At 36.7% G+C, this 19,325-nt stretch carries 19 protein-coding genes; 18 read left to right on the top strand and 1 reads right to left on the bottom strand.

The genetic code is table 11. The annotated features are described in order from the left end of the window. The first annotated feature begins 91 nt into the window (after positions 1-91). Positions 92-667: a hydrolase gene (locus UGRO018_RS02480; RefSeq protein WP_416324865.1), complete on the top strand. Its 576-nt coding sequence runs from the start codon at positions 92-94 to the stop codon at positions 665-667. Between the two features lie 465 nt (positions 668-1,132). Here the strand turns inward: UGRO018_RS02480 and UGRO018_RS02475 are convergent, their stop codons facing one another. Next, positions 1,133-1,921 (bottom strand): PP-loop family protein, encoded by a 789-nt coding sequence (locus UGRO018_RS02475; protein ID WP_416324864.1) that lies wholly within the window; start codon positions 1,919-1,921, stop codon positions 1,133-1,135. A gap of 101 nt (positions 1,922-2,022) precedes the next feature. Here UGRO018_RS02475 and truB point away from each other — a divergent pair, with 101 nt between their 5' ends. The 17 genes from truB (at position 2,023) to dinB (ending at position 19,320) form a co-directional block, all read left to right on the top strand. After that, a complete protein-coding gene (gene truB, locus UGRO018_RS02470; RefSeq protein WP_416324863.1) occupies positions 2,023-2,853 on the top strand; it encodes a tRNA pseudouridine(55) synthase TruB in 831 nt (276 codons plus the stop codon). A gap of 12 nt (positions 2,854-2,865) precedes the next feature. Continuing rightward, the gene (locus tag UGRO018_RS02465) at positions 2,866-3,810 is read left to right on the top strand and encodes a bifunctional riboflavin kinase/FAD synthetase (protein ID WP_416324862.1); all 945 of its coding nucleotides are present in this window, start codon (positions 2,866-2,868) and stop codon (positions 3,808-3,810) included. After that, entirely contained in the window at positions 3,801-5,177 is a 1,377-nt protein-coding gene (locus UGRO018_RS02460) for a RelA/spoT family protein (RefSeq protein WP_416324861.1), read from the top strand. The genes UGRO018_RS02465 and UGRO018_RS02460 overlap by 10 nt, the downstream gene beginning before the upstream one ends. Positions 5,178-5,257: 80 nt before the next feature. Beyond that, positions 5,258-5,767, top strand: a complete 510-nt coding sequence (locus tag UGRO018_RS02455) for a stage III sporulation protein AH (protein WP_416324860.1) — start codon at positions 5,258-5,260, stop codon at positions 5,765-5,767. Positions 5,768-5,917: 150 nt separating this feature from the next. Continuing rightward, positions 5,918-7,531 carry an ATP-binding cassette domain-containing protein gene (locus tag UGRO018_RS02450; protein WP_416324859.1) on the top strand — a complete coding sequence of 538 codons (1,614 nt, stop codon included), beginning with the start codon at positions 5,918-5,920 and terminating at the stop codon, positions 7,529-7,531. Between the two features lie 100 nt (positions 7,532-7,631). Next, on the top strand, positions 7,632-7,961 hold the full coding sequence (locus tag UGRO018_RS02445; RefSeq protein WP_416324858.1) for an Asp23/Gls24 family envelope stress response protein: 330 nt from the start codon (positions 7,632-7,634) through the stop codon (positions 7,959-7,961). A gap of 44 nt (positions 7,962-8,005) precedes the next feature. Continuing rightward, positions 8,006-8,902, top strand: coding sequence for a 5'-nucleotidase (locus tag UGRO018_RS02440; protein WP_463667547.1), 897 nt, complete (start codon positions 8,006-8,008; stop codon positions 8,900-8,902). A 62-nt stretch (positions 8,903-8,964) separates the two neighbouring features. Then, complete coding sequence (nusB, locus tag UGRO018_RS02435) at positions 8,965-9,342, top strand: transcription antitermination factor NusB (RefSeq protein ID WP_416324857.1); 378 nt, start codon at positions 8,965-8,967, stop codon at positions 9,340-9,342. Beyond that, positions 9,339-10,670 (top strand): exodeoxyribonuclease VII large subunit, encoded by a 1,332-nt coding sequence (xseA, locus tag UGRO018_RS02430; RefSeq protein WP_416324856.1) that lies wholly within the window; start codon positions 9,339-9,341, stop codon positions 10,668-10,670. Before nusB ends, xseA begins: the two co-directional genes overlap by 4 nt. Then, on the top strand, positions 10,667-10,882 hold the full coding sequence (gene xseB / locus UGRO018_RS02425; protein WP_416324855.1) for an exodeoxyribonuclease VII small subunit: 216 nt from the start codon (positions 10,667-10,669) through the stop codon (positions 10,880-10,882). Before xseA ends, xseB begins: the two co-directional genes overlap by 4 nt. After that, positions 10,875-11,717 carry a polyprenyl synthetase family protein gene (locus tag UGRO018_RS02420; protein WP_416324854.1) on the top strand — a complete coding sequence of 281 codons (843 nt, stop codon included), beginning with the start codon at positions 10,875-10,877 and terminating at the stop codon, positions 11,715-11,717. Before xseB ends, UGRO018_RS02420 begins: the two co-directional genes overlap by 8 nt. A gap of 13 nt (positions 11,718-11,730) precedes the next feature. After that, positions 11,731-13,608, top strand: coding sequence for a 1-deoxy-D-xylulose-5-phosphate synthase (dxs, locus tag UGRO018_RS02415; protein ID WP_416324853.1), 1,878 nt, complete (start codon positions 11,731-11,733; stop codon positions 13,606-13,608). Beyond that, entirely contained in the window at positions 13,598-14,380 is a 783-nt protein-coding gene (locus tag UGRO018_RS02410; protein ID WP_416324852.1) for a TlyA family RNA methyltransferase, read from the top strand. Before dxs ends, UGRO018_RS02410 begins: the two co-directional genes overlap by 11 nt. A gap of 18 nt (positions 14,381-14,398) precedes the next feature. Further along, complete coding sequence (gene recN, locus UGRO018_RS02405) at positions 14,399-16,042, top strand: DNA repair protein RecN (RefSeq protein WP_416324851.1); 1,644 nt, start codon at positions 14,399-14,401, stop codon at positions 16,040-16,042. Positions 16,043-16,106: 64 nt separating this feature from the next. Then, on the top strand, positions 16,107-17,087 hold the full coding sequence (locus tag UGRO018_RS02400; RefSeq protein ID WP_416324850.1) for a SpoIVB peptidase S55 domain-containing protein: 981 nt from the start codon (positions 16,107-16,109) through the stop codon (positions 17,085-17,087). Positions 17,088-17,266: 179 nt separating this feature from the next. Continuing rightward, complete coding sequence (gene spo0A / locus UGRO018_RS02395; RefSeq protein ID WP_416324849.1) at positions 17,267-18,100, top strand: sporulation transcription factor Spo0A; 834 nt, start codon at positions 17,267-17,269, stop codon at positions 18,098-18,100. A gap of 53 nt (positions 18,101-18,153) precedes the next feature. After that, positions 18,154-19,320, top strand: coding sequence for a DNA polymerase IV (dinB, locus tag UGRO018_RS02390; protein WP_416324848.1), 1,167 nt, complete (start codon positions 18,154-18,156; stop codon positions 19,318-19,320). Positions 19,321-19,325 lie beyond the last annotated feature (5 nt).

Raw genomic sequence — 19,325 nt, 5'->3', positions numbered from 1 at the left:
TCTATCTGAAGGTAATCATATTCAATAAAGAAAAGGTAGAGAATTCGTATATGAAATGATATAATAATTTTATCGCAAGGAGGAAGGGACAATGGAAGCAAAAGAACGATTTTTATCATTATACAAAGAACATATTCACAGAGAGGGAAGTGAGAAACTTCTTGACTATCTTATGAATCATAGTGACTTTTTCACGGCACCCGCTTCTACAAGATTTCATGGTGCACATGCACAAGGGTTGTTGGAACATAGTTTGAATGTTTATGATTGTCTTGTGGATTATCTAAATAGACCTAGAACAAAAGAATTATATCGTATGGAATACTCACAAGAGAGCATTGCGGTGGTTGCACTTCTACATGATATTTGTAAAGTGAATTGTTATAAAGAAAGCATGCGGAATGTAAAAGTAGATGGAAAATGGACACAAGTTCCTTACTATGAATTTGAAGATAACCTTCCTTATGGACATGGTGAAAAAAGTGTTTATATCATTACAGGATTTATGCGATTAAGTAGGGAAGAAGCATTTGCAATTCGTTATCATATGGGATTTAGCGGCAGTGAGGATGCAAGAAGCATTGGTTTTAGCTTTGAAAATTATCCATTATCCTTTGCGCTAAGCACAGCCGATATGGAAGCCACCTATTATCTAGAAGGGAAATAAGAAAGCTTCAAGCTGATAGAAATGACAGCTTGAAGCTTTTATTTATCTTTTTTGATTACAAGTCGATAATGCAATACATAAAAGATAATTCCTGCAATGAAAAAAAGGAAAGAAAAATAAGGCAAGCGATTCATCAAACTACTTGATCCAAAATATTTTTCTATAAACAAAGCGAAATAAGCGGTAATCATACACAAGGTACCAGATAGTAAATACATAAGAGTCTCACTTTCTGCGCAGTAAGCGCTCATATTATCTATGAATATCATAACATATTTATAAGTATGTTATGATATGAAAAATAAAAAATCATGAAAAAACATTTGTGATGTTCTTGGCTCTATGTTCATTTTCTTTGATCTACATGCAAATCAAAAAACGGGATCTATTGAATTGTGGGTAAAGAAAAAGCGAAAGTGTGATTGAAATATCACAATTTCGCTTGTTTTCTGTTTTTATTTCACTTTATTGTAAAACCTTTTTTTGTTCACTTTCAGCGATATCATAGATATCTTCTTCGCCATCCTTTAGCTTATGCCATAAATCTACTTGTTGTTCATTGCTTAGCATATGAACAAAATTGCTTTTAGCCATAGGATACTTTTGATAAAAAGTCTCTAATAAATTTTTCATTTCCTGACGTTCTGTATATCCATCATTTGGACAAGTACTTTTCACAAAAGGAATGTTATTGTTTTGCTGTGCAGAAAGAATATCTTCCTCATAACAATAAATCAGAGGTCGAATAAACGTCGTGTCAGTTCGTGACATATACATTTTAGGTAAAAACGTCGCAATTTTTCCACCATGGATCATATTCATTAAAAGGGTTTCTACCGCATCATTGCTGTGATGTCCGAAAGCAATCTTTTTACAACCTAGTTTTTTGGCTTCTTCAATGACCGTAGCCTTTTTGAACTTGGAACATAGACTACATTTCAAATCACCGTTTTTATCTAGATTTTTCTTTAAAATATCATAGACGATAGAATCAAAACTGTGAAACTCGATGCCTTCTCTTTCACAAAATTGTTCTACTTGTGTAAAATCCATATTAGGAAAACCAAGCTTGATATGAATGCCTACGACCTTGAAGTTTTTGCCTTGAAATTTAGAATACATATGCAATGCAGTCAATAAGACCATACTGTCCTTACCACCACTTACACCGACAGCAATACGTTCTCCATCTTTGATCATATGATAATCGTGATCCGCTTTGCGAATACAACGTAATATCTGTTGTAAATTCATTTTTTCACATCCTTACATAACGGTTCCTATTATAACATGGTTTCACATACTTTTGATAACAGAAGTTTTGATTTTATGGTATAATGAATGACGGTGATAACATGGATGGAATATTAGTGATTCATAAAGAAGCTGGGATGACCAGTCATGATGTGGTAGCTCAGTTAAGAAGAATCTTACATACAAAGAAAATTGGACATAGTGGTACATTAGATCCTCAAGCAACCGGAGTGCTTTTGGTGTTGGTGGGAAAAGCTTGTAAGGCACTTCCTTATTTAGAAGATACGGATAAGGAATATGTTGCGACCATGCGTTTAGGAGAACGACGGGATACGGATGATATTTGGGGGGAGATCGTGGAAACAAAAACGATCACACCGATTTCTGATCTGAAGGGTATTTTGGATACCTTTCAAGGAAAGATCAAACAATTACCTCCAATGATCAGCAGTGTGAAAGTGAATGGGAAAAAACTGTATGAGTATGCAAGAAATCATGAAGCGGTTGAACGACCTCTACGTGATGCTACGATATATGAGATTGAAGTACTAGATGAAGCGGAAATGAAATTCAGAGTTGCTTGTAGTTCAGGCACTTATATCCGTACCCTTTGTGTTGATGCAGCAGAAAAAAGCGGCAATTTAGGATGCATGTCATCTCTTGTCAGAACAAAGGTTGGACGTTTTGAATTAAAAGATGCTGTTACCATAGATGAGGTAAAAGAAGGCAAGGTTCATTTTCATACATTAAAAGAAGTGTTTGACGGCTATCGTCAGATTGCATATGAGCCGATTCAAGATGTGTATCATGGCAAAAAGATTTCGTTAGATTGTGAAGAATCTGAAGTGATGATCGTACATGGTGAAGACGTTGTGGCAGTATATAAAAAAGAGAGAGGCAGACAATATCGTTGTGCACGAGGATTATGGTAGGTGAGGATGAGCATGAAGGTATATCATATAGGAATTGATCAAGCAGAAGAATTGACAGAAAACATCACTGCTTGTATTGGATATTTTGATGGTCTTCATTTAGGACATCAGAAATTGATAGAAGCAGTTAAAAAAAGAGCAGAGGAAACAAAGACAGTTCCATCACTTATTACATTTGAACCTGATCCTTGGAAGGTAATCAAAAAGATAGAACACATTCCTCATATTACGCCGATGAAAAAACGTATGGAAATTGCGGAACAACTAGGTATTCAAAATTGGATCGTTCTAAACTTTACCAAAGAAATGGCGGATCTAAGCATTCAAGATTTTCATCAATATGTATTAGGAAAATTGAATTTGCATACACTGGTATGTGGTTATGACTTTCATTATGCGATAAAAGGCAGTGGAAGCGTGGAAACGTTAAAGGCGCAAACGAAATTTCAAGTGCAAGTGATTGATGAAGTTGAAAGTGAACATCAAAAAATTTCCAGTACAAGGATCGAACATTTGATTTTGAATGGAGAAATGGAAAAAGCAGCTAAGATCATGGGAAGAGCTTATGAAATCAATGGGCATGTAATCGAAGGAAATCATATTGGTAGGACAGTTGGCTTTCCTACGGCTAATTTATGCATGGATGATCATTATCTCATACCCAAACAGGGAGTGTATGTTGGAGAAGTATTTTGTCGTGGTAAATGGTATCCGGCATTTATGAATGTAGGGCACAACCCTAGTTTCAACTATCAAGAACAAACATCTTTGGAAGCACACATTTTTGACTTTCATGAAATGATCTATCAAGAGTCCGTGATTTTTCGCTTTTTGTCGTTTATCAGAGAAGAATGTAAATTTCCTGGGAAGGAAGCTTTCATGAAACAGCTACATAGCGATATGGAAACTGCAAAGAACTATTTCAAAAGCAGAGAGGAGCCGATATCATGCGTTTAAAAGTATTTGATACCATCGATTCTACACTAGAGCTACTTGAAAAAAATCATCCGTTTTATCGCAGTATCGAAGATGAATTACATGATTATATCGAGTATCTTATGCAAAGCAAAAGAGAAATGGTCGTAGATATCAATTCACGTATCAAATCAAAGGATAGCTTAAGAGAAAAAATCATTCGCAATCGTTTTTATGTAGAAAACAATCAAGCCCAAGATATTTTGAATAATTTAAGTGATTTGATCGGATTTATCATCGAATGTCGTTTTATTGAAGATGAATTTAATGTATTGAATCAGTTGAGAGAACAATTGAATCAGAAAAATGAAGCAGACGGTTATTATTATAATGAAGCAAATCCAAATTTTTTCCTAGACTGTAACAGCAGACAACCACAAATTCAAAAAAACGGCTTTGCCATTTATCGTATTGATGGTTATTATCTAAAGGATGGGATACGTGTCAATGTGGAACTTCAGATCAAAGCACTGGTTCATTCCTTTTGGGGAGAAATCGAACATAAATTGGTTTATAAGAATACCAATTATTATGTATATGATGATTTTATGAAGGATCTTCTGGCAAGTATCAAAGCCAATTTGACGATTACGGATAGACAGTTGAATATCATTTATAATCAAATGCAGGAATCAAGCTTAAGTGATACAAGCATCACAGAAGGAACCTTTGAAAAGCAGATATCAAAAGCAATCAACGATTTGTTTGCGATGAAAATGAATGAATCAATCGGCTTTACGATGAATATCAAGAGTACTTCTACCATATTGGGTCACTATATCTTCTTAAAAGATATCCGATATGATGGAGGAAGCAATGATCGTGTCAGTTCTTTGTTTAAGACCTTTAAGAAACTGAATAGCATTGATATGGACTTTGAAAATGAAATAGAAATCGATCATACGTTTGTATCACAGGATGTGTTTGTGCATGTGCTTGGCAATTACTTGTTAAGCATTATCAATGAGGATTATGATTGGTTTGTGTTCTTCAATATGTTATTTGCAATAGAACCGGGAAACAACATGGAAGATTTTTGTATGTTTTTAAATGTCATCAAGAATTATCTTGTGGATAATTACTGGTTAAATACCAGCTTTGTGAAGCTACCGATGGAACAAAGCGATCTGTTACATGAAGAATGTAGTCGTATCTTAGCTGATTCACTTTGTGAGATTGGATCTATTCAAATCATTCATAATGATAAGATGGTATCCATCAATCAAGCCTTTGTGACCTTTATTGAGGAACTGGAAGCACGTGTTATTTCTTATTCCGATTTCATGGAATATCGTGAAGCGTATTATGAAGAATGGATGAAGCGTATCAAAGTGATATTTCACTCATAAAAGAAGGAACTTTCGAGTTCCTTTTTATCATATTTAGCCACTCCTTTACATAGGATAGAACAAGCGAGGAGGGCAAGACCATGAATAAACAGGCATTGGCATTTCTTACCATGTTTTCACTGGTTCTGATGTTATCGGTCTATTATGTGACATTACCGTCTGATTCTACTTCCGTGATGGATGAAAAGGATAAGACAACGGAAAAAGTGAACGGTGAAAGTGAAAAGGAAAATACATCACAAACAGAAACAAAAGACAAAGCAAAGGACTTGCAGGATGAAATCAATCAAAAGAAAGAAACTGAATTAAATTCAAGCTCAGAAGTGATTGCAAACAAGGATAGTGAAGAGCAGGAAAAGCAAGAAGCTTTATCGACAATGGATGAGGTGAAAGAGCAACAACAGCTACAAGAACAAATTAAAAATGCACTTGCAAAAGAAAAATTAAATGCGGCGGTGGAAATCAAAGATACGACATGTACGATTACCATTTTCGATACAAAGGAAGATAAGAAAACAGCTGCCAGTGTTATGAAAATCGCAAGCGACATTGTCAATCAAAAATATTTAATTGAAGTTTCATTCAAATAATATCAAATGCAAAGGCGGTTTACTTATCGTGGTAAGTAATTCGCTTTTTTTATTGTATATGATTATTTTTAAAAATCCTTATAAAAGTATGTGAAATTATTGTATAATAGAAAAAGATAGAAGTGAAGCAGTAAGGAAGAGGGATGTTGAATGAAAGAAATCATCAAAAAACATACAGTTATGGTGGTCATGGTCATTTTTGGTATTGTTTTGTTTTCTGGTATGCAGATCGTAAAATCCTTGTTGATGGGTTATATCATTGATTCGATCAGCCAAATTGATGTTTTAATGCATCAGTTAGGGTGGTTGCTTGGTTTTCTTGTTCTGTATATGGGGATCCAAATTTATCAAAATATGATGACGCAAAAATTAAAATCAGATATCCATTTTGATATCAATCAAAGATTGTATGATGCATATGTCACCTTTTCGCCAGAGGATTTCCATCGTATGGATACCAGTGATTACTTGAATGTTTTAAACAATCAGGTAACTATGATCATGGAACAATATGTACAACCTTATTTATCTATATGCTCATTGAGCGTATCCTTTGTGTTTGCAAGTATTTTCATTGGTTCCATCCATCTTTCCCTGTTGTTTTTTCTATATGGGTTTGGTATTGCTTTGGTTTTTTTCAATCGTTGCTTTCGTCATGAGTTAAAGAAAAATCAATTATCCTATGTAGAAGCTCAGCATCAATGGATTGCGTCTATTCGAGGGTTTTGTGATAATTTCGATGTCATACGAAATTTTCAGATTGAACAAAAGTTTCGATCCTTTTTAGATCATAGAAATAAAATACAGGCAAATTGTAATCTTAGAGCCAATGGTTTTATGAAGGTGTTGTCTTCTTTTGATATCGGTATTGGGCATCTGATGTTTTTTGGATTATTGGTATATGGCGTCTTTCTGATCGATCAAAAGGAATTAACGATCGGGGCATTGTTAAGTGTCATGCAAGCAAGTAATCTTATCATCGATCCGATGACCGATTATGCAGATCTAAAGAATCAAATACATGCCGGTAAGCCTGTGTTAGATCATATCAAACAACAGTGGTCACATGCAAAGAGTGAAAAAGAAAATGTCTTGTGCGGTGACATTGATACGATCAAAGTGAATCTTTCAGGCTATCGTTATCAAGAGCATCCTGTTTTGAAAGAGTTGCATTTGGAATTTGAGAAGCATAAGAAATATTTGATCATAGGAGAGTCAGGGTGTGGAAAAATAACGTTGTTGAAGTTGATCACGAAGCAATTGGAAAGTGATGGTATTTATGTCAACGACATTCCCTTACAACAGATTTCCTTTTCTTCCTATTTGGATAAAATTGTATATTTGAAACAACAAAGTCAATTGTTACCATGGACCTTGAAAGAGAACATTACCCTAGGGAAAAAAGTAGAAGATGAGACGATCCATACTTTAATGAAAAGAGTCCATATAGAAAAATTGTCATCGAGGTTAGATGATGAAATGAATGGTGATGTTCAAGAAATCAGTGGAGGCGAATTACAGCGGATCCAATTAGCTAGAGCATTGTTGACAGAAAGAAAATGGTTATTTTTAGATGAGGCTTTTTCGGCACTGGATCAAGAAAACACTTTGATGCTAGAACATCTATTGTTGACGCAACAAGATCTAACGATCATATCCGTATGTCATAAGCCTTTAAAAGATATGATGAAGCTCTATGATGTCATTATCGAAATGAAAAACGGATATATCCATAACATCAGTCAAAAGGAGAAAATGGAATAACGAAAATAGGCTTTTTCATTACGCTTCTATCGTTGAAATATGATGTTTGGATTGAATAAATGAGGGAGTTCTGATATAATGATACCAGAAGGTGATGAAAATGGCTCAAGAATATATTGCATTAAAAGAAAACAACGATGTTGGTGTCATTGCGTTAAGCACCGCTGCATTTCAGGCAATTGCGAAAAACGTCATTGATGAAGAAGAAAACTTGAAACTGGCAGCAGGAAGTAAGCCGTTCAAGTATCCGCTTTCCTGTAAAATTGCAAACGATCAATTGATTTTAAGCATTGATGTGAAAGTGAAGTATAGCGTGAATGTAAATGATACCTGCAGTAAGGTGCAGAGTAAGATCTTTGAAAATATTGAACATATGACTGGATATACACCGGATGTAATTGATATCCGTGTCGTTGGCTTTATATTTTAAAAGAAATCCTTACAGGATTTCTTTTTTTCGTGAAAGGAGGATGGATGATCATGGCGATGAGCTTGAAAGATTGTCTGGTCGTTGGTATAAGTTCCAGAGCTTTGTTTGATTTGGATGAAGAAAACAGAATCTTTGAGGAACAGGGATTACAGGCATATTCGGATTATCAGATCGAACATGAAAATGATATATTAAAACCAGGTAGTGGCTTTTCTTTGGTGAAAGCATTGTTGAAGCTGAATGAACAAGGAAAGCATAGAGTAGAGATCATCATTATGTCTAGGAATAGTGCGGATACCTCTTTGCGTATCTTCAATAGCATTGCATCCTATCAACTTGATATTACAAGAGCAGTATTAGCAGGAGGAAGCTCACTGGCGGATTATCTTGGGGCATTCGGCGTAGATTTATTTTTAAGTGCAAATGAAAAAGATGTAGAAAGTGCGATCAATGCCGGATTTGCTGCCGGAAGAATTTATACGGATCCAATTTCCAATGGTATGCAAGATATCGAACAAATCCGAATTGCATTTGATGGTGATGCTGTGTTGTTTTCTGATGAAAGTGAACAGATCTTTCAAAAAGATGGTTTAGAAGCTTTTGTGGAAAATGAAAAACGCCTTGCTAAAAAAGAACTACCGGAAGGACCCTTTGCGAATTTTCTCAAAACGATATCCGATCTCCAAAAGCAATTTCCTGATTCAGCGCCCATACGTACTGCTCTTGTGACAGCACGTAATGCTCCTGCACATGAACGAGTGATTCGTACGCTTCGGGCATGGGATGTTAGAATTGATGAAGCTTTCTTCCTTGGCGGTTTAGCAAAAAAGGATATTTTAGAGGCATTTCGCCCGCATATCTTCTTTGATGATCAGGAAGTACATGCAAAACCTGCAAGCAGTGTCGTACCGAGTGCACAGGTACCATATAAAAATAAATAAGCATATAGAAGGAAACCATATCAAATTGTGGTAAAATAATACATAGATTAGGAGGATTTATTATGGCAAGCAGACATCAGCTGAGAGAAACGGGTATGACAGTACTTTATCAGCACCTATTATTAAACAAAGAAATCAAGTTGGCGCTTTATGATAACTTGGAAACAAATAGTGTAGATCCATTTTTGTATACCATTACCGTTGACGCAATTCAATATAAAGATGTTTATATTAATCTTATCAATGAAAAATTAAACGAGGAATGGTCATTTGATCGCTTAGGATATGTAGAGCAGGCAATCTTATTGATGGCATGTTGTGAATTAGATTTGGAAACAGCACCAAAGGCAATTGTCATAGATGAGGCAATCACACTTGCGAAAAAATATTGTGATGATGATACCTATAAATTGATCAATGGAGTTTTGGACAAACTATGAGCAGACCTTTATACAGTGTCAATTCACTTGTAAGATATATCAAGGGTACACTGGATCATGACCAGAATCTACAAAGCATTCTTGTCAAGGGTGAGGTTAGTAATTTCACCAATCATCGAAGTGGTCATTGGTATTTTTCTTTGAAAGATAACAAGGCTAAAATCAGTTGTGTCATGTTTTCCAGTTATGCATCTCGATGTAAGATGTTATTGAAGGAAGGCATGAAGGTGATCGTAACTGCAAGTGTTTCAATGTATGAAGCAAGCGGTACGACACAACTTTATGTTACTGGCGTACAATTGGATGGCTTGGGTGATTTGTTTTTACAGCTTGAAGCAGTAAAAGAAAAAATGCGCTTAGAAGGTTGCTTTGATGAGGCGCATAAAAAACCATTGCCCATGTATCCTATGAGCATCGCTGTGATCAGTGCTAAAACAGGTGCGGCGATACAGGATATCTTAACGACGATATCCCGACGTTGGCCTATTTGTGAAGTTAAAGTATATCCAAGCTTAGTACAAGGAACAGCGGCTTCTAAGAATTTGATTGAAAATCTTAACTTAGCAGATGCAAATGGTCATGATGTGATCTTATTGGCCCGTGGTGGTGGGGCGATAGAGGATCTTTGGTGTTTTAATGAAGAAAGTGTAGCACGTTGTGTGTATGCGATGAAGACTGTAATCGTAACAGGGGTAGGTCATGAAACAGATACTACCTTGGTCGATTTTGTGAGTGACGCTAGAGCAGCGACTCCAACTGCAGCTGCAGAGTTGATTACACCGGATATTGAAGAAGTAAAATCTAGCTTGAAAGAAACGAAGAATCGTATGATACAAGATATCCGTCATATCTATCTTCATCATAAGCAGCAATTTACACAGATAAAGGAAAATCGTTTTCTGAAAGATCCAATGTCTTATATCATGAAAGAACAGATGACACTTGCGATGCATGTACAAAGTCTTGGGAAAGTAGAAGGCTATCTTCAAACACAGCGAACAGCATGGAAAGATGCAGCTCATGTATTGGGTGTTGCAAGTGAGCGTATCTTTAATGAAAATACAAAAAAGGTGCTTCGTCAAAAAGATACCTTGGTCTATGCAATGAAACAATTTGAACATAAACAGTCTTTGCAATATGCCAATATGTTATCTTTATTGGACGCATATAGTCCTTTGAAAATATTAGAACGTGGTTATGCAATCACGTATCAAGATGATCATATCATCAAAAGCGTTTCAGATATACAACAAGGGGATACCATCAAGGTTAGAATGCAAGATGGTTTCCTTCACGCAAATGTAGAGAAAAAGGAGGAATTGGTATGACTTCAAAAACGCCATCATTTAAATCATCTATGTCACGTTTGAATGAAATCGTGGCATCACTTGAAAAGAATGATTTAGAGTTGGAAGAGGCTATCGTATTATTCGAAGAAGGACTTCAATTGGTTCATTCTTGTGATGGACAGCTAAAGGATTTTGAAAATAAAGTAGCAACACTTTTAGAAAGCTATCAGGAGGTAAAAGACAATGGATAATTTTGAAACATATCTCACGCATTGTCTGGATCGTGTGAGTGATTCTAAAGTAAAGCAAGCCATGATGTATTCCTTGATGGCTGGTGGTAAAAGAATTCGCCCTAGACTATTGTTTGCGGTGTTAGCGGCATATGGTGTAAGAGAAGAGGCAGGATATCCGGTAGCGGCAGCAATCGAAATGATTCATACGTATTCTTTGATTCATGATGATCTACCTGCAATGGATAACGATACTTTACGACGTGGTAAGCCTACTTGTCATGTACAATTCGATGAAGCAACTGCCATTTTGGCAGGGGATGCTTTATTGACACAGGCTTTTATCAGCGCTGCTCAAGTCGATTGTTCCGCACAAAGAAAAGTCGATATTCTAAGCGCACTTGCTTCTTATAGTGGTGCAGATGGGATGATCTTAGGGCAAATAAAAGATATTGAAGGGGAAGCTAAAAAAACAGTGACCATCGAAGAATTAAAAGATATCTTTGAATATAAGACCGCAAAGCTTTTGACGCTTCCTATGGTTTGTGCGTGCTTGATTGCCGAGCGAAAAGGAGACATTCCAACATGGATTTCCATTGGTAGTGCCATTGGATTAAGCTTTCAGATACAAGATGATATCCTAGATATCACAAGTACGAAAGAAGAACTTGGAAAGAATATCAACAGCGATCTTTCCAACGATAAAACAACTTATGTTACTTTGCGTGGAATCGATGGCGCAAAAGAAGATGCAAAACGTTATTATGATGATGCACTTGCTTCCTTGCATTCTTTGACCGTACATGATGAAAAGGTGATTGAACTGCTTCAGCTATTGATGAATAGAAAACATTGAGAGGTGTCCTTTTATGAATATTCATGATATCAAACAACCAAACGATATCAAAACCTGTTCCATTGCGGAATTAGAAGATCTATGTGATCAGATTCGTTGTTTTCTTATTGAAAGTGTCGCAAAAACAGGTGGTCATTTATCCAGTAATTTGGGAATCGTGGAGTTAACGGTTGCAATGCACTATGTGTTTCACACGCCCCAGGATAAATTTTTATTTGATGTAGGACATCAGTCCTATGTACATAAGATATTGACCGGACGGGTTTCGATGTTTCCTACTTTACGACAATATAAAGGATTGGCTGGTTTTCAGAAGCGTTGTGAAAGTGAACATGATGCTTGGGAAGCAGGGCATTCGAGTACTTCTTTATCCGGAGCACTTGGTATGGCAATCGCTCGAGATTTAAACAAGGAAGACTATGAAGTAGTTCCTGTCATAGGAGATGGGGCATTGAGTGGTGGTATGGCAATGGAGGCCTTGAATCAAATCGGTGCGTTATCACCTAAGATGGTCATCATATTCAACGATAACAACATGTCGATTTCTAAGAATGTCGGGGCAATGGATGAGGCATTTACCCGATTGAGAACAAGTCGTCCTTATAACAATTTAAAGGAAGACCTGAAAGGGGCATTGTCTAATACAAAAACTGGAAGTGCGGTATTAAAATCTATGCGTAGCATGAAAAATGCAGTGAAAGCAAATGTAGTGGATACCTCTATTTTCGGTGATTTCAATTTGGATTATATCGGGCCTGTAGATGGTCATGATCTTCGTACATTGATCAAAGTGTTGGAAATAGCGAAGAAACATGATGGTCCGATCGTGGTTCATGTTATGACAAAAAAAGGAAAAGGTTATTCCTATGCAGAAGAGGATAAAGAGGGCAAATGGCATGGTGTTTCTCAATTTGATCCGCAAAGTGGACAGACCTTAGCAAAAATGCCTGCAGGTCATTTGAGTTGGAGTGAAGTCATATCGAAAACATTGGTAGATCTTGCAGCAAAAAATGAACATATCGTTGGTATCACGCCGGCGATGATCGGTGGTAGTAAACTTCAAAACTTTTTCGATGCCTATCCAGATCGAGCATTTGATTGTGGGATCGCAGAGGAGCATGCGATGACATTTGCGGCAGGTTTGGCAACTAGCGGTATTCGTCCATTTGTTTCCGTGTATTCCTCTTTCCTTCAACGTGCTTACGATCAAATCAATCATGATATTGCGAGAATGGATCTACCTGTTGTGATAGGAATCGATCGTTGTTCTTTGGTTGGTGAGGATGGAGATACCCATCATGGTGTTTTTGATATCGCAATGCTTAGAAGTATTCCTAATATGATCTTATCTCAACCTAAGGACGCAACAGAAGCGCAAAATCTGATGTATACAGCATTTCAACAACAACATCCCTTTGCGATACGTTATCCTAGAGGAAACACACCTTACCAATCAGTCCATCATTATGAACAGATTGAACTTGGTAGTTGGACAAGTTGGGAAATGCAAGATTATGAAGTCATCATCATCACCTATGGAAATGATGTAGATCGCATCATTTCAAAAGTTAAGGTCAATCAACTTCCTGTACGTGTGGTCAATGCTCGCTTTTTCAAACCAATTGATTCTATGATGTTAGAAGAATTATGTGCTCAAGAGAAACCAATCATCATTTATGAAGCAGATATGATGGCAGGTGGGCTATCAAGTGCTATTTTGGAATATGTGAATGACCATAAATTACATCAGGAGTTTATACGATTGGGGATTGATGATCATTATGTTACCCATGGATCTTTGCCTCAATTGAGAAAGTTGGAGCATTTGGATATGAATTCCTTATGTGAACTTATCGTTCATCTGATTGGGGGTAAAAATCATGAGGCTTGATCAATATTTGGTAGAAAAGCAAAAAAGCGAGACTAGAAGCAAAGCTCAAGATGCTATCAAGGCAGGGAGAGTGTCTGTAAATGGTACGGTTGTTTTGAAAAACAGCTTTTCTATACGTGAAGAGGATGACGTTCAAGTAGCGCCATCCTCTCTGTCCTTTGTATCAAGAGCCGGTTATAAGCTTTATGATGTAATATCAGATTTTCATCTAGATTTAAAAGATAAGGTTTGTATGGATGTTGGCGCAAGTACCGGCGGGTTTAGCGATGTTTGTTTAAAACAGGGTGCGAAGCTTGTTTACGCAATTGATGTTGGTTGTGATCAATTGGATCAAACATTAAGACAAGATGCAAGAGTCATAAATATGGAACATACCAATTGTCGTTATTTAACATCAGAGATGTTTTCTTTGCTTCCGCAATTTGCTTGTATGGATGTCTCTTTTATATCCATCAAATTGATTTTGCCGGCCATCAAAGAAGTCATGAAGGATGTAGACCTTGTGGCATTGATCAAACCACAGTTTGAGGCAGGAAAAGAGCATATCGGAAAACATGGAATCGTAAAAGATAAAAAAATTCATGTACAGGTTTTGAAAGATATGGTATCCTATGTACAAGAAATCGGCTTATATGTTCATCATCTACAAGGAAGCAGTATTTTGGGACGGGATGGAAATAAAGAGTTTGTCATGCATATCATGTCCAAGCCTTGTACGAAAACATTTGACTATAAAAAAATCGTAGAAGCGTATCATTGTAAACATACTTAACGAAAGGCGGGTGTCGTGATGTTAACCAGTATTTTTGTGAAGAATTTTATTTTGATTGATCAAGTATCTCTTGATTTTCAACCGGGGCTTTCTGCTTTTACAGGAGAAACAGGTGCAGGAAAATCCCTTTTAATGGATGCCATTGGGGTATTAAAGGGAGAACGAGCAAATGCCGGTATGGTCAAAACAGGGTGTGATAAGGCGATGATCGAAGGTGTCTTTACCATTGAGCATCCATCTTTGATTCAAAAATTAACAGAGGATGGTTTTGATTTGGAAGAAGATGCTTTGATCATTACAAGAGAAATCACAAAGGAAGGCAAAAGTACAACAAGGATCAATCATCGTGTCGCAAGTGTTTCCTATGTAAGAGAAATCATATCCCAGATCGTGGATATCCATTCTCAGCATGATACCCAATACTTATTGAATGCACGTTATCATTTGGGATTATTAGATAATTTTGTCAATGAGTTGGATCTGAATGCACAGGTGGAAAAAGACTATCATGCTTATAAGAAGGTCAAGGATGAATTAGAAGCAGCATTGTCCAGTGATTACAATGAAGATGATCTTGAATATTTGACATTTCAGTTAAATGAAATTGATCAAGCAGCAATTCGTCAACAAGAACTAGAAGCGTTAGAGGACGAACAAAAGCGCATGCTTTCGTTTGAAAAAATCACATCTGCCGTTCAGCTTGCGATAACACAAATGGAACAGACAGGAAATCCTGCCGTTTATGAAACATTCAAAGCATTACAAGGATTACAAGACGAGGTACCATCTAGGATTGCTTCCACTTTGAGTGATTTTTATTATCAAATGGAAGATATGAATAGCGAATTGCATGACTATTTAGATCATTTAGAATATGATGAAGCTCGTTTTAATGAAGTTTCTGATCGTATTTTCCTTATTCATAAGATTTATCGAAAGTATGGTGGAGATTATGATGCAGTCATGGAAAAAAGAGCTGAATTAGAACGTAAAATAGATAGTATCTTACATCGCCAGGATTTCATTTTAAAACATGAGGCAATTGTAGAAACAGCACATAAGAAATTTTTAGCGTCAGCGGCTAAACTAAGCAAGCTTCGTCAAAAAAAGGCTATGGAGCTTAGCACTTTAGTGAAACAACAGCTTCATGACCTACAATTGGAGCATGCTCGTTTTGAAATCGCTTTTGAACCTACACAAGGGAATACGTCCGGTATCGATAAGGTTGAATTCATGGTTGCTATGAATGCCGGAGAAGGGCTTAAGCCATTGGCTCATAGTGCCTCCGGAGGAGAGCTGTCTAGATTGATGCTCGGATTAAAAACAGTGTTTACCTCTTTAATGGGAATCGAAACCGTGATTTTTGATGAAATAGATACTGGTGTCAGTGGAAAGGTCGCATTGGCCATCGGTAAGAAAATGAAAGAACTTGGAAAACAAACGCAAGTATTTTGCGTGACCCATCTTGCGCCGGTTGCAGCATGTGCATCCCAACATTACATTGTAGAAAAACATCAGGCAAACCAACAGACAAGAACAAGTATTGCATTGCTTGATCAAGAACAGCGAATCAAAGAATTGGCGAATATTGCCAGTGGTAGTGATTCAGATCATGCAATTCAATCTGCATTAGAGCTATATCAGCTTGCGAATGAAGAATAGGTAATAATTACTAGATTGCGCATCATCAAGTGAGAGTAAACTAACTTTCAGGAGGTGATGCGTTTTGTTTAGAAAACTTGTTTGTATATTGTTTAGTGCTACTCTTCTATTTGGTACTGTTTCTGCAAAGGAATTGATACCAGGAGGAGAAAGCATTGGTATTCAAGTAGCATATGATGGAGTGTTGATCAGTGGTACCTATACCTTTCAAGCAAATGGTAAAACCATTGATCCATCAAAAACCGTAAAGGTGAATGATTTGATTACAAAAGTTAATGGTGTAGAGATTACTTCACTAGAGGAATTCAGTCAAGAGCTGAATCAACATCATCAGCAAAGCAATCAAATAGAACTAACCATTTTGCGACAAGGAAAAGCGATGAATGTTACATTGGTGACAGCGTATGAGAATGGCAATATCAAAAGCGGATTATATGTAAAGGATAAAATTACCGGTGTCGGAACGATTTCTTATTATGATCCTGATACAGGAAGATATGGTGCATTGGGACATGAAATCATGGATAGTGATACTCATAGCATTGCCGATATCCATTCAGGAACGATCTATCCTGCAACTGTTGATGGTATCCAAAAAGCCAAAGCGAATGTACCCGGAGAAAAACAAGCTACCATTGATTTTAGCACTACCATCGGTCATGTAGATCGAAACAGTGTGTATGGTATCTATGGGGAATATTCCTTTTTACCACAAAAACAGGCAATGCAAGTCGGTGATCATACGCAAGTACATGTTGGAAAGGCTATGATCATGACGGTATTAGAAGGGAATGAAGTACAGCTGTATGAAATAGAAATTACAAAAGTGCATAAACAAAGTAGTAAGGATGTAAAAGGAATTGAATTAAAGATTACAGATGAAACCTTAAAACAAAAAACAAATGGTATCGTTCAAGGAATGAGCGGGTCTCCTATCATACAGGATGGTAAGATCATAGGTGCATTGACCCACGTGATAACCGGTGATCCGATTTACGGTTATGGTATTTTCGTTGATTGGATGTTAGATGAAAGTGCTTCCTAAATAGTAATCGACCTTTTTGCCCATCGTGTTTCCTCGTTTAGTAGAAACAATGGTAGAAAAGGTCGATTTTCTTTTATCTTTCACCAAACTTTGCTATTTTTTCTTTTGTAGGCGACAAACTTCGTGCTATTTAGCCTATTGTATCTATATAATAGTATAGGAAGGAGAGAGAGAAATATATGAACAACAAAATTCAGATTTATGTCGTAGATGACAGCTTAGAAATGATTCACTGTATGAAAGAGGCATTTGCAAAAAGTGATGCATATCAAATCATTGGTAGTGCAACCAACGGTGAACAATGCATTACGGAACTACATGGTAAGCACATTGATGTGCTGTTATTGGATTTGATCATGCCAAAGAAAGATGGCATAAGTGTATTGGCTGATTTAAAGAAGAATAAAATTGATGTAGACCACATTATATGTACCACACCATTTGTCAATGATTTGATCGTCACACAGGTTCAGAATTATAGAATTGATTACATATTAATGAAACCCTTCGAAATCGAGGAACTTGTGGACAAACTAAACTTTATCATTGGCTTCAGCAAGAAACCATCCATGGGTACAAATGTAGTTAAAGTAAATCTGGATGAGGATGAACGCAAGCGTATGGTCAAGCTAGAGTTAGAAGGGGAAATCACAGAGATTTTACATGAAATCGGGATACCGGCACATATCAAGGGTTATATGTATTTGCGTACTGCTATCTTAGAAACCTATCTAAATGTTGATTTTCTAGGACAGATCACAAAAGTGTTATATCCGGAGATAGCGAAAAAATATGCAACAACGGCTTCCAGAGTAGAACGTGCGATTCGCCACGCGATTGAGGTTGCATGGAATCGTGGGAATATTGATGCGATTGATGATATATTCGGATATACCATTTCAGCAAGTAAAGCAAAACCAACCAATTCTGAGTTTATCGCAATGATTTCCGATAAGCTAAGATTAGAACATCGTATGAAAAATAAAAATAGTGTCATTAAACAATATCGTTAAGGTAGATTTTTCTAGTTAAATCTATTATACTAATCCTTAAAGGATGTGTTAGTTTGAGTGGTCGAGTAATCTTTCATATTGATTTAAATTCATTTTTTGCAAGTGCGGAAATATTAAAAAATTCAGCCTTACAAGGACAGCCGGTGGTTGTGGCCGGATTAAACAGAAGAAGTGTAGTATCAACAGCAAGCTATGAAGCAAGAAGTTATGGTGTCCATAGTGCCATGCCCTTGCATATGGCATTGGAAAAATGTCCAGAGCTTGTTGTTGTACAGGGAGAGTATTCTTGGTATGAAGAATTAAGTGAACGTTTTTTCAAATATCTAAGAAAGTTTTCTCCTTATATCGAACCAGCCAGTATTGATGAATGTTATATGGATGTAACAGAAGCAATCAAGGCTTATAAGCGACCTTTGGATCTTGCTTGGATCATTCAAAAGGATGTTATGGAAGACTTGAGGCTACCTTGTAGTATTGGGGTTGCGCCCAATAAATTCTTGGCAAAAATGGCAAGTGATATGCGAAAGCCTATGGGGATCACGGTTTTAAGAAAACAAGAAATTGCGAAAAAACTTTGGCCGTTACCGATAAGTGAAATGTGGGGCATTGGTAAGAAAACCGTTCCGATGCTAGAAGAACAAGGCATTTTAACCATTGGGGATCTGGCAGATGAAAGAAACGAGAAAAAGGTAATGACGTTGCTTGGAAAACACGCTTATCAATTCATACAACATGCTCGTGGTAACAGTAGCAATCAATTAAATTTCAATCAAAGTCTGCAATCTATTTCTCAATCGACAACATTAGATCGAGATATTACAGAATATGATGAGGTAAAAACGGTGTTTCAAAGACTTGCACGTACATTAAGTCAACGAGCAAAAGATGAAAGACTGAGTGGAAGATTGATATCAGTATCTATTCGATATCATGATTTTTCCAATATGGTACGAAGTGTCAATATTCCTAACTATACCAATGACATCAATATCTTATTAGAGAATGCGCTTTATTTATTTGACCGTAATCATAATGGGAAACCGATTCGTCATCTTGGCATTGGTCTTGCTTCCTTTCAAACAGCAAAAAGTGTCGATCAAATCAACATGTTCCAAGAACCTATTGAGAATACAAATGAGGTGGAACAGGTCTTAAAGGAATTAAACAAACAATTGCCGGATGCACATTTGACAACCTTAGGAAAGGTGCTCGCAAAGTGAATATT

Origin of the sequence: Hoskinsella mucinilytica (assembly GCF_045223415.1) — a bacterium.
GTDB classification, from domain to species: Bacteria; Bacillota_I; Bacilli_A; order Erysipelotrichales; family Erysipelotrichaceae; genus Hoskinsella; species Hoskinsella mucinilytica.
This window is presented reverse-complemented; position numbering and strand designations above follow the sequence as displayed.

Coding starts and splice junctions, on each gene's coding strand:
- UGRO018_RS02440 (WP_463667547.1), top strand. CDS start 8,006: ATGATCATGGCGATGAGCTTGAAAGATTGTCTGGTCGTTGGTATAAGT.
- dxs (WP_416324853.1), top strand. CDS start 11,731: ATGAATATTCATGATATCAAACAACCAAACGATATCAAAACCTGTTCC.
- recN (WP_416324851.1), top strand. CDS start 14,399: ATGTTAACCAGTATTTTTGTGAAGAATTTTATTTTGATTGATCAAGTA.
- UGRO018_RS02420 (WP_416324854.1), top strand. CDS start 10,875: ATGGATAATTTTGAAACATATCTCACGCATTGTCTGGATCGTGTGAGT.
- UGRO018_RS02450 (WP_416324859.1), top strand. CDS start 5,918: ATGAAAGAAATCATCAAAAAACATACAGTTATGGTGGTCATGGTCATT.
- UGRO018_RS02460 (WP_416324861.1), top strand. CDS start 3,801: ATGCGTTTAAAAGTATTTGATACCATCGATTCTACACTAGAGCTACTT.
- UGRO018_RS02480 (WP_416324865.1), top strand. CDS start 92: ATGGAAGCAAAAGAACGATTTTTATCATTATACAAAGAACATATTCAC.
- UGRO018_RS02410 (WP_416324852.1), top strand. CDS start 13,598: ATGAGGCTTGATCAATATTTGGTAGAAAAGCAAAAAAGCGAGACTAGA.
- nusB (WP_416324857.1), top strand. CDS start 8,965: ATGGCAAGCAGACATCAGCTGAGAGAAACGGGTATGACAGTACTTTAT.
- spo0A (WP_416324849.1), top strand. CDS start 17,267: ATGAACAACAAAATTCAGATTTATGTCGTAGATGACAGCTTAGAAATG.
- truB (WP_416324863.1), top strand. CDS start 2,023: ATGGATGGAATATTAGTGATTCATAAAGAAGCTGGGATGACCAGTCAT.
- UGRO018_RS02465 (WP_416324862.1), top strand. CDS start 2,866: ATGAAGGTATATCATATAGGAATTGATCAAGCAGAAGAATTGACAGAA.
- UGRO018_RS02475 (WP_416324864.1), bottom strand. CDS start 1,921: ATGAATTTACAACAGATATTACGTTGTATTCGCAAAGCGGATCACGAT.
- UGRO018_RS02455 (WP_416324860.1), top strand. CDS start 5,258: ATGAATAAACAGGCATTGGCATTTCTTACCATGTTTTCACTGGTTCTG.
- UGRO018_RS02445 (WP_416324858.1), top strand. CDS start 7,632: ATGGCTCAAGAATATATTGCATTAAAAGAAAACAACGATGTTGGTGTC.
- xseA (WP_416324856.1), top strand. CDS start 9,339: ATGAGCAGACCTTTATACAGTGTCAATTCACTTGTAAGATATATCAAG.
- xseB (WP_416324855.1), top strand. CDS start 10,667: ATGACTTCAAAAACGCCATCATTTAAATCATCTATGTCACGTTTGAAT.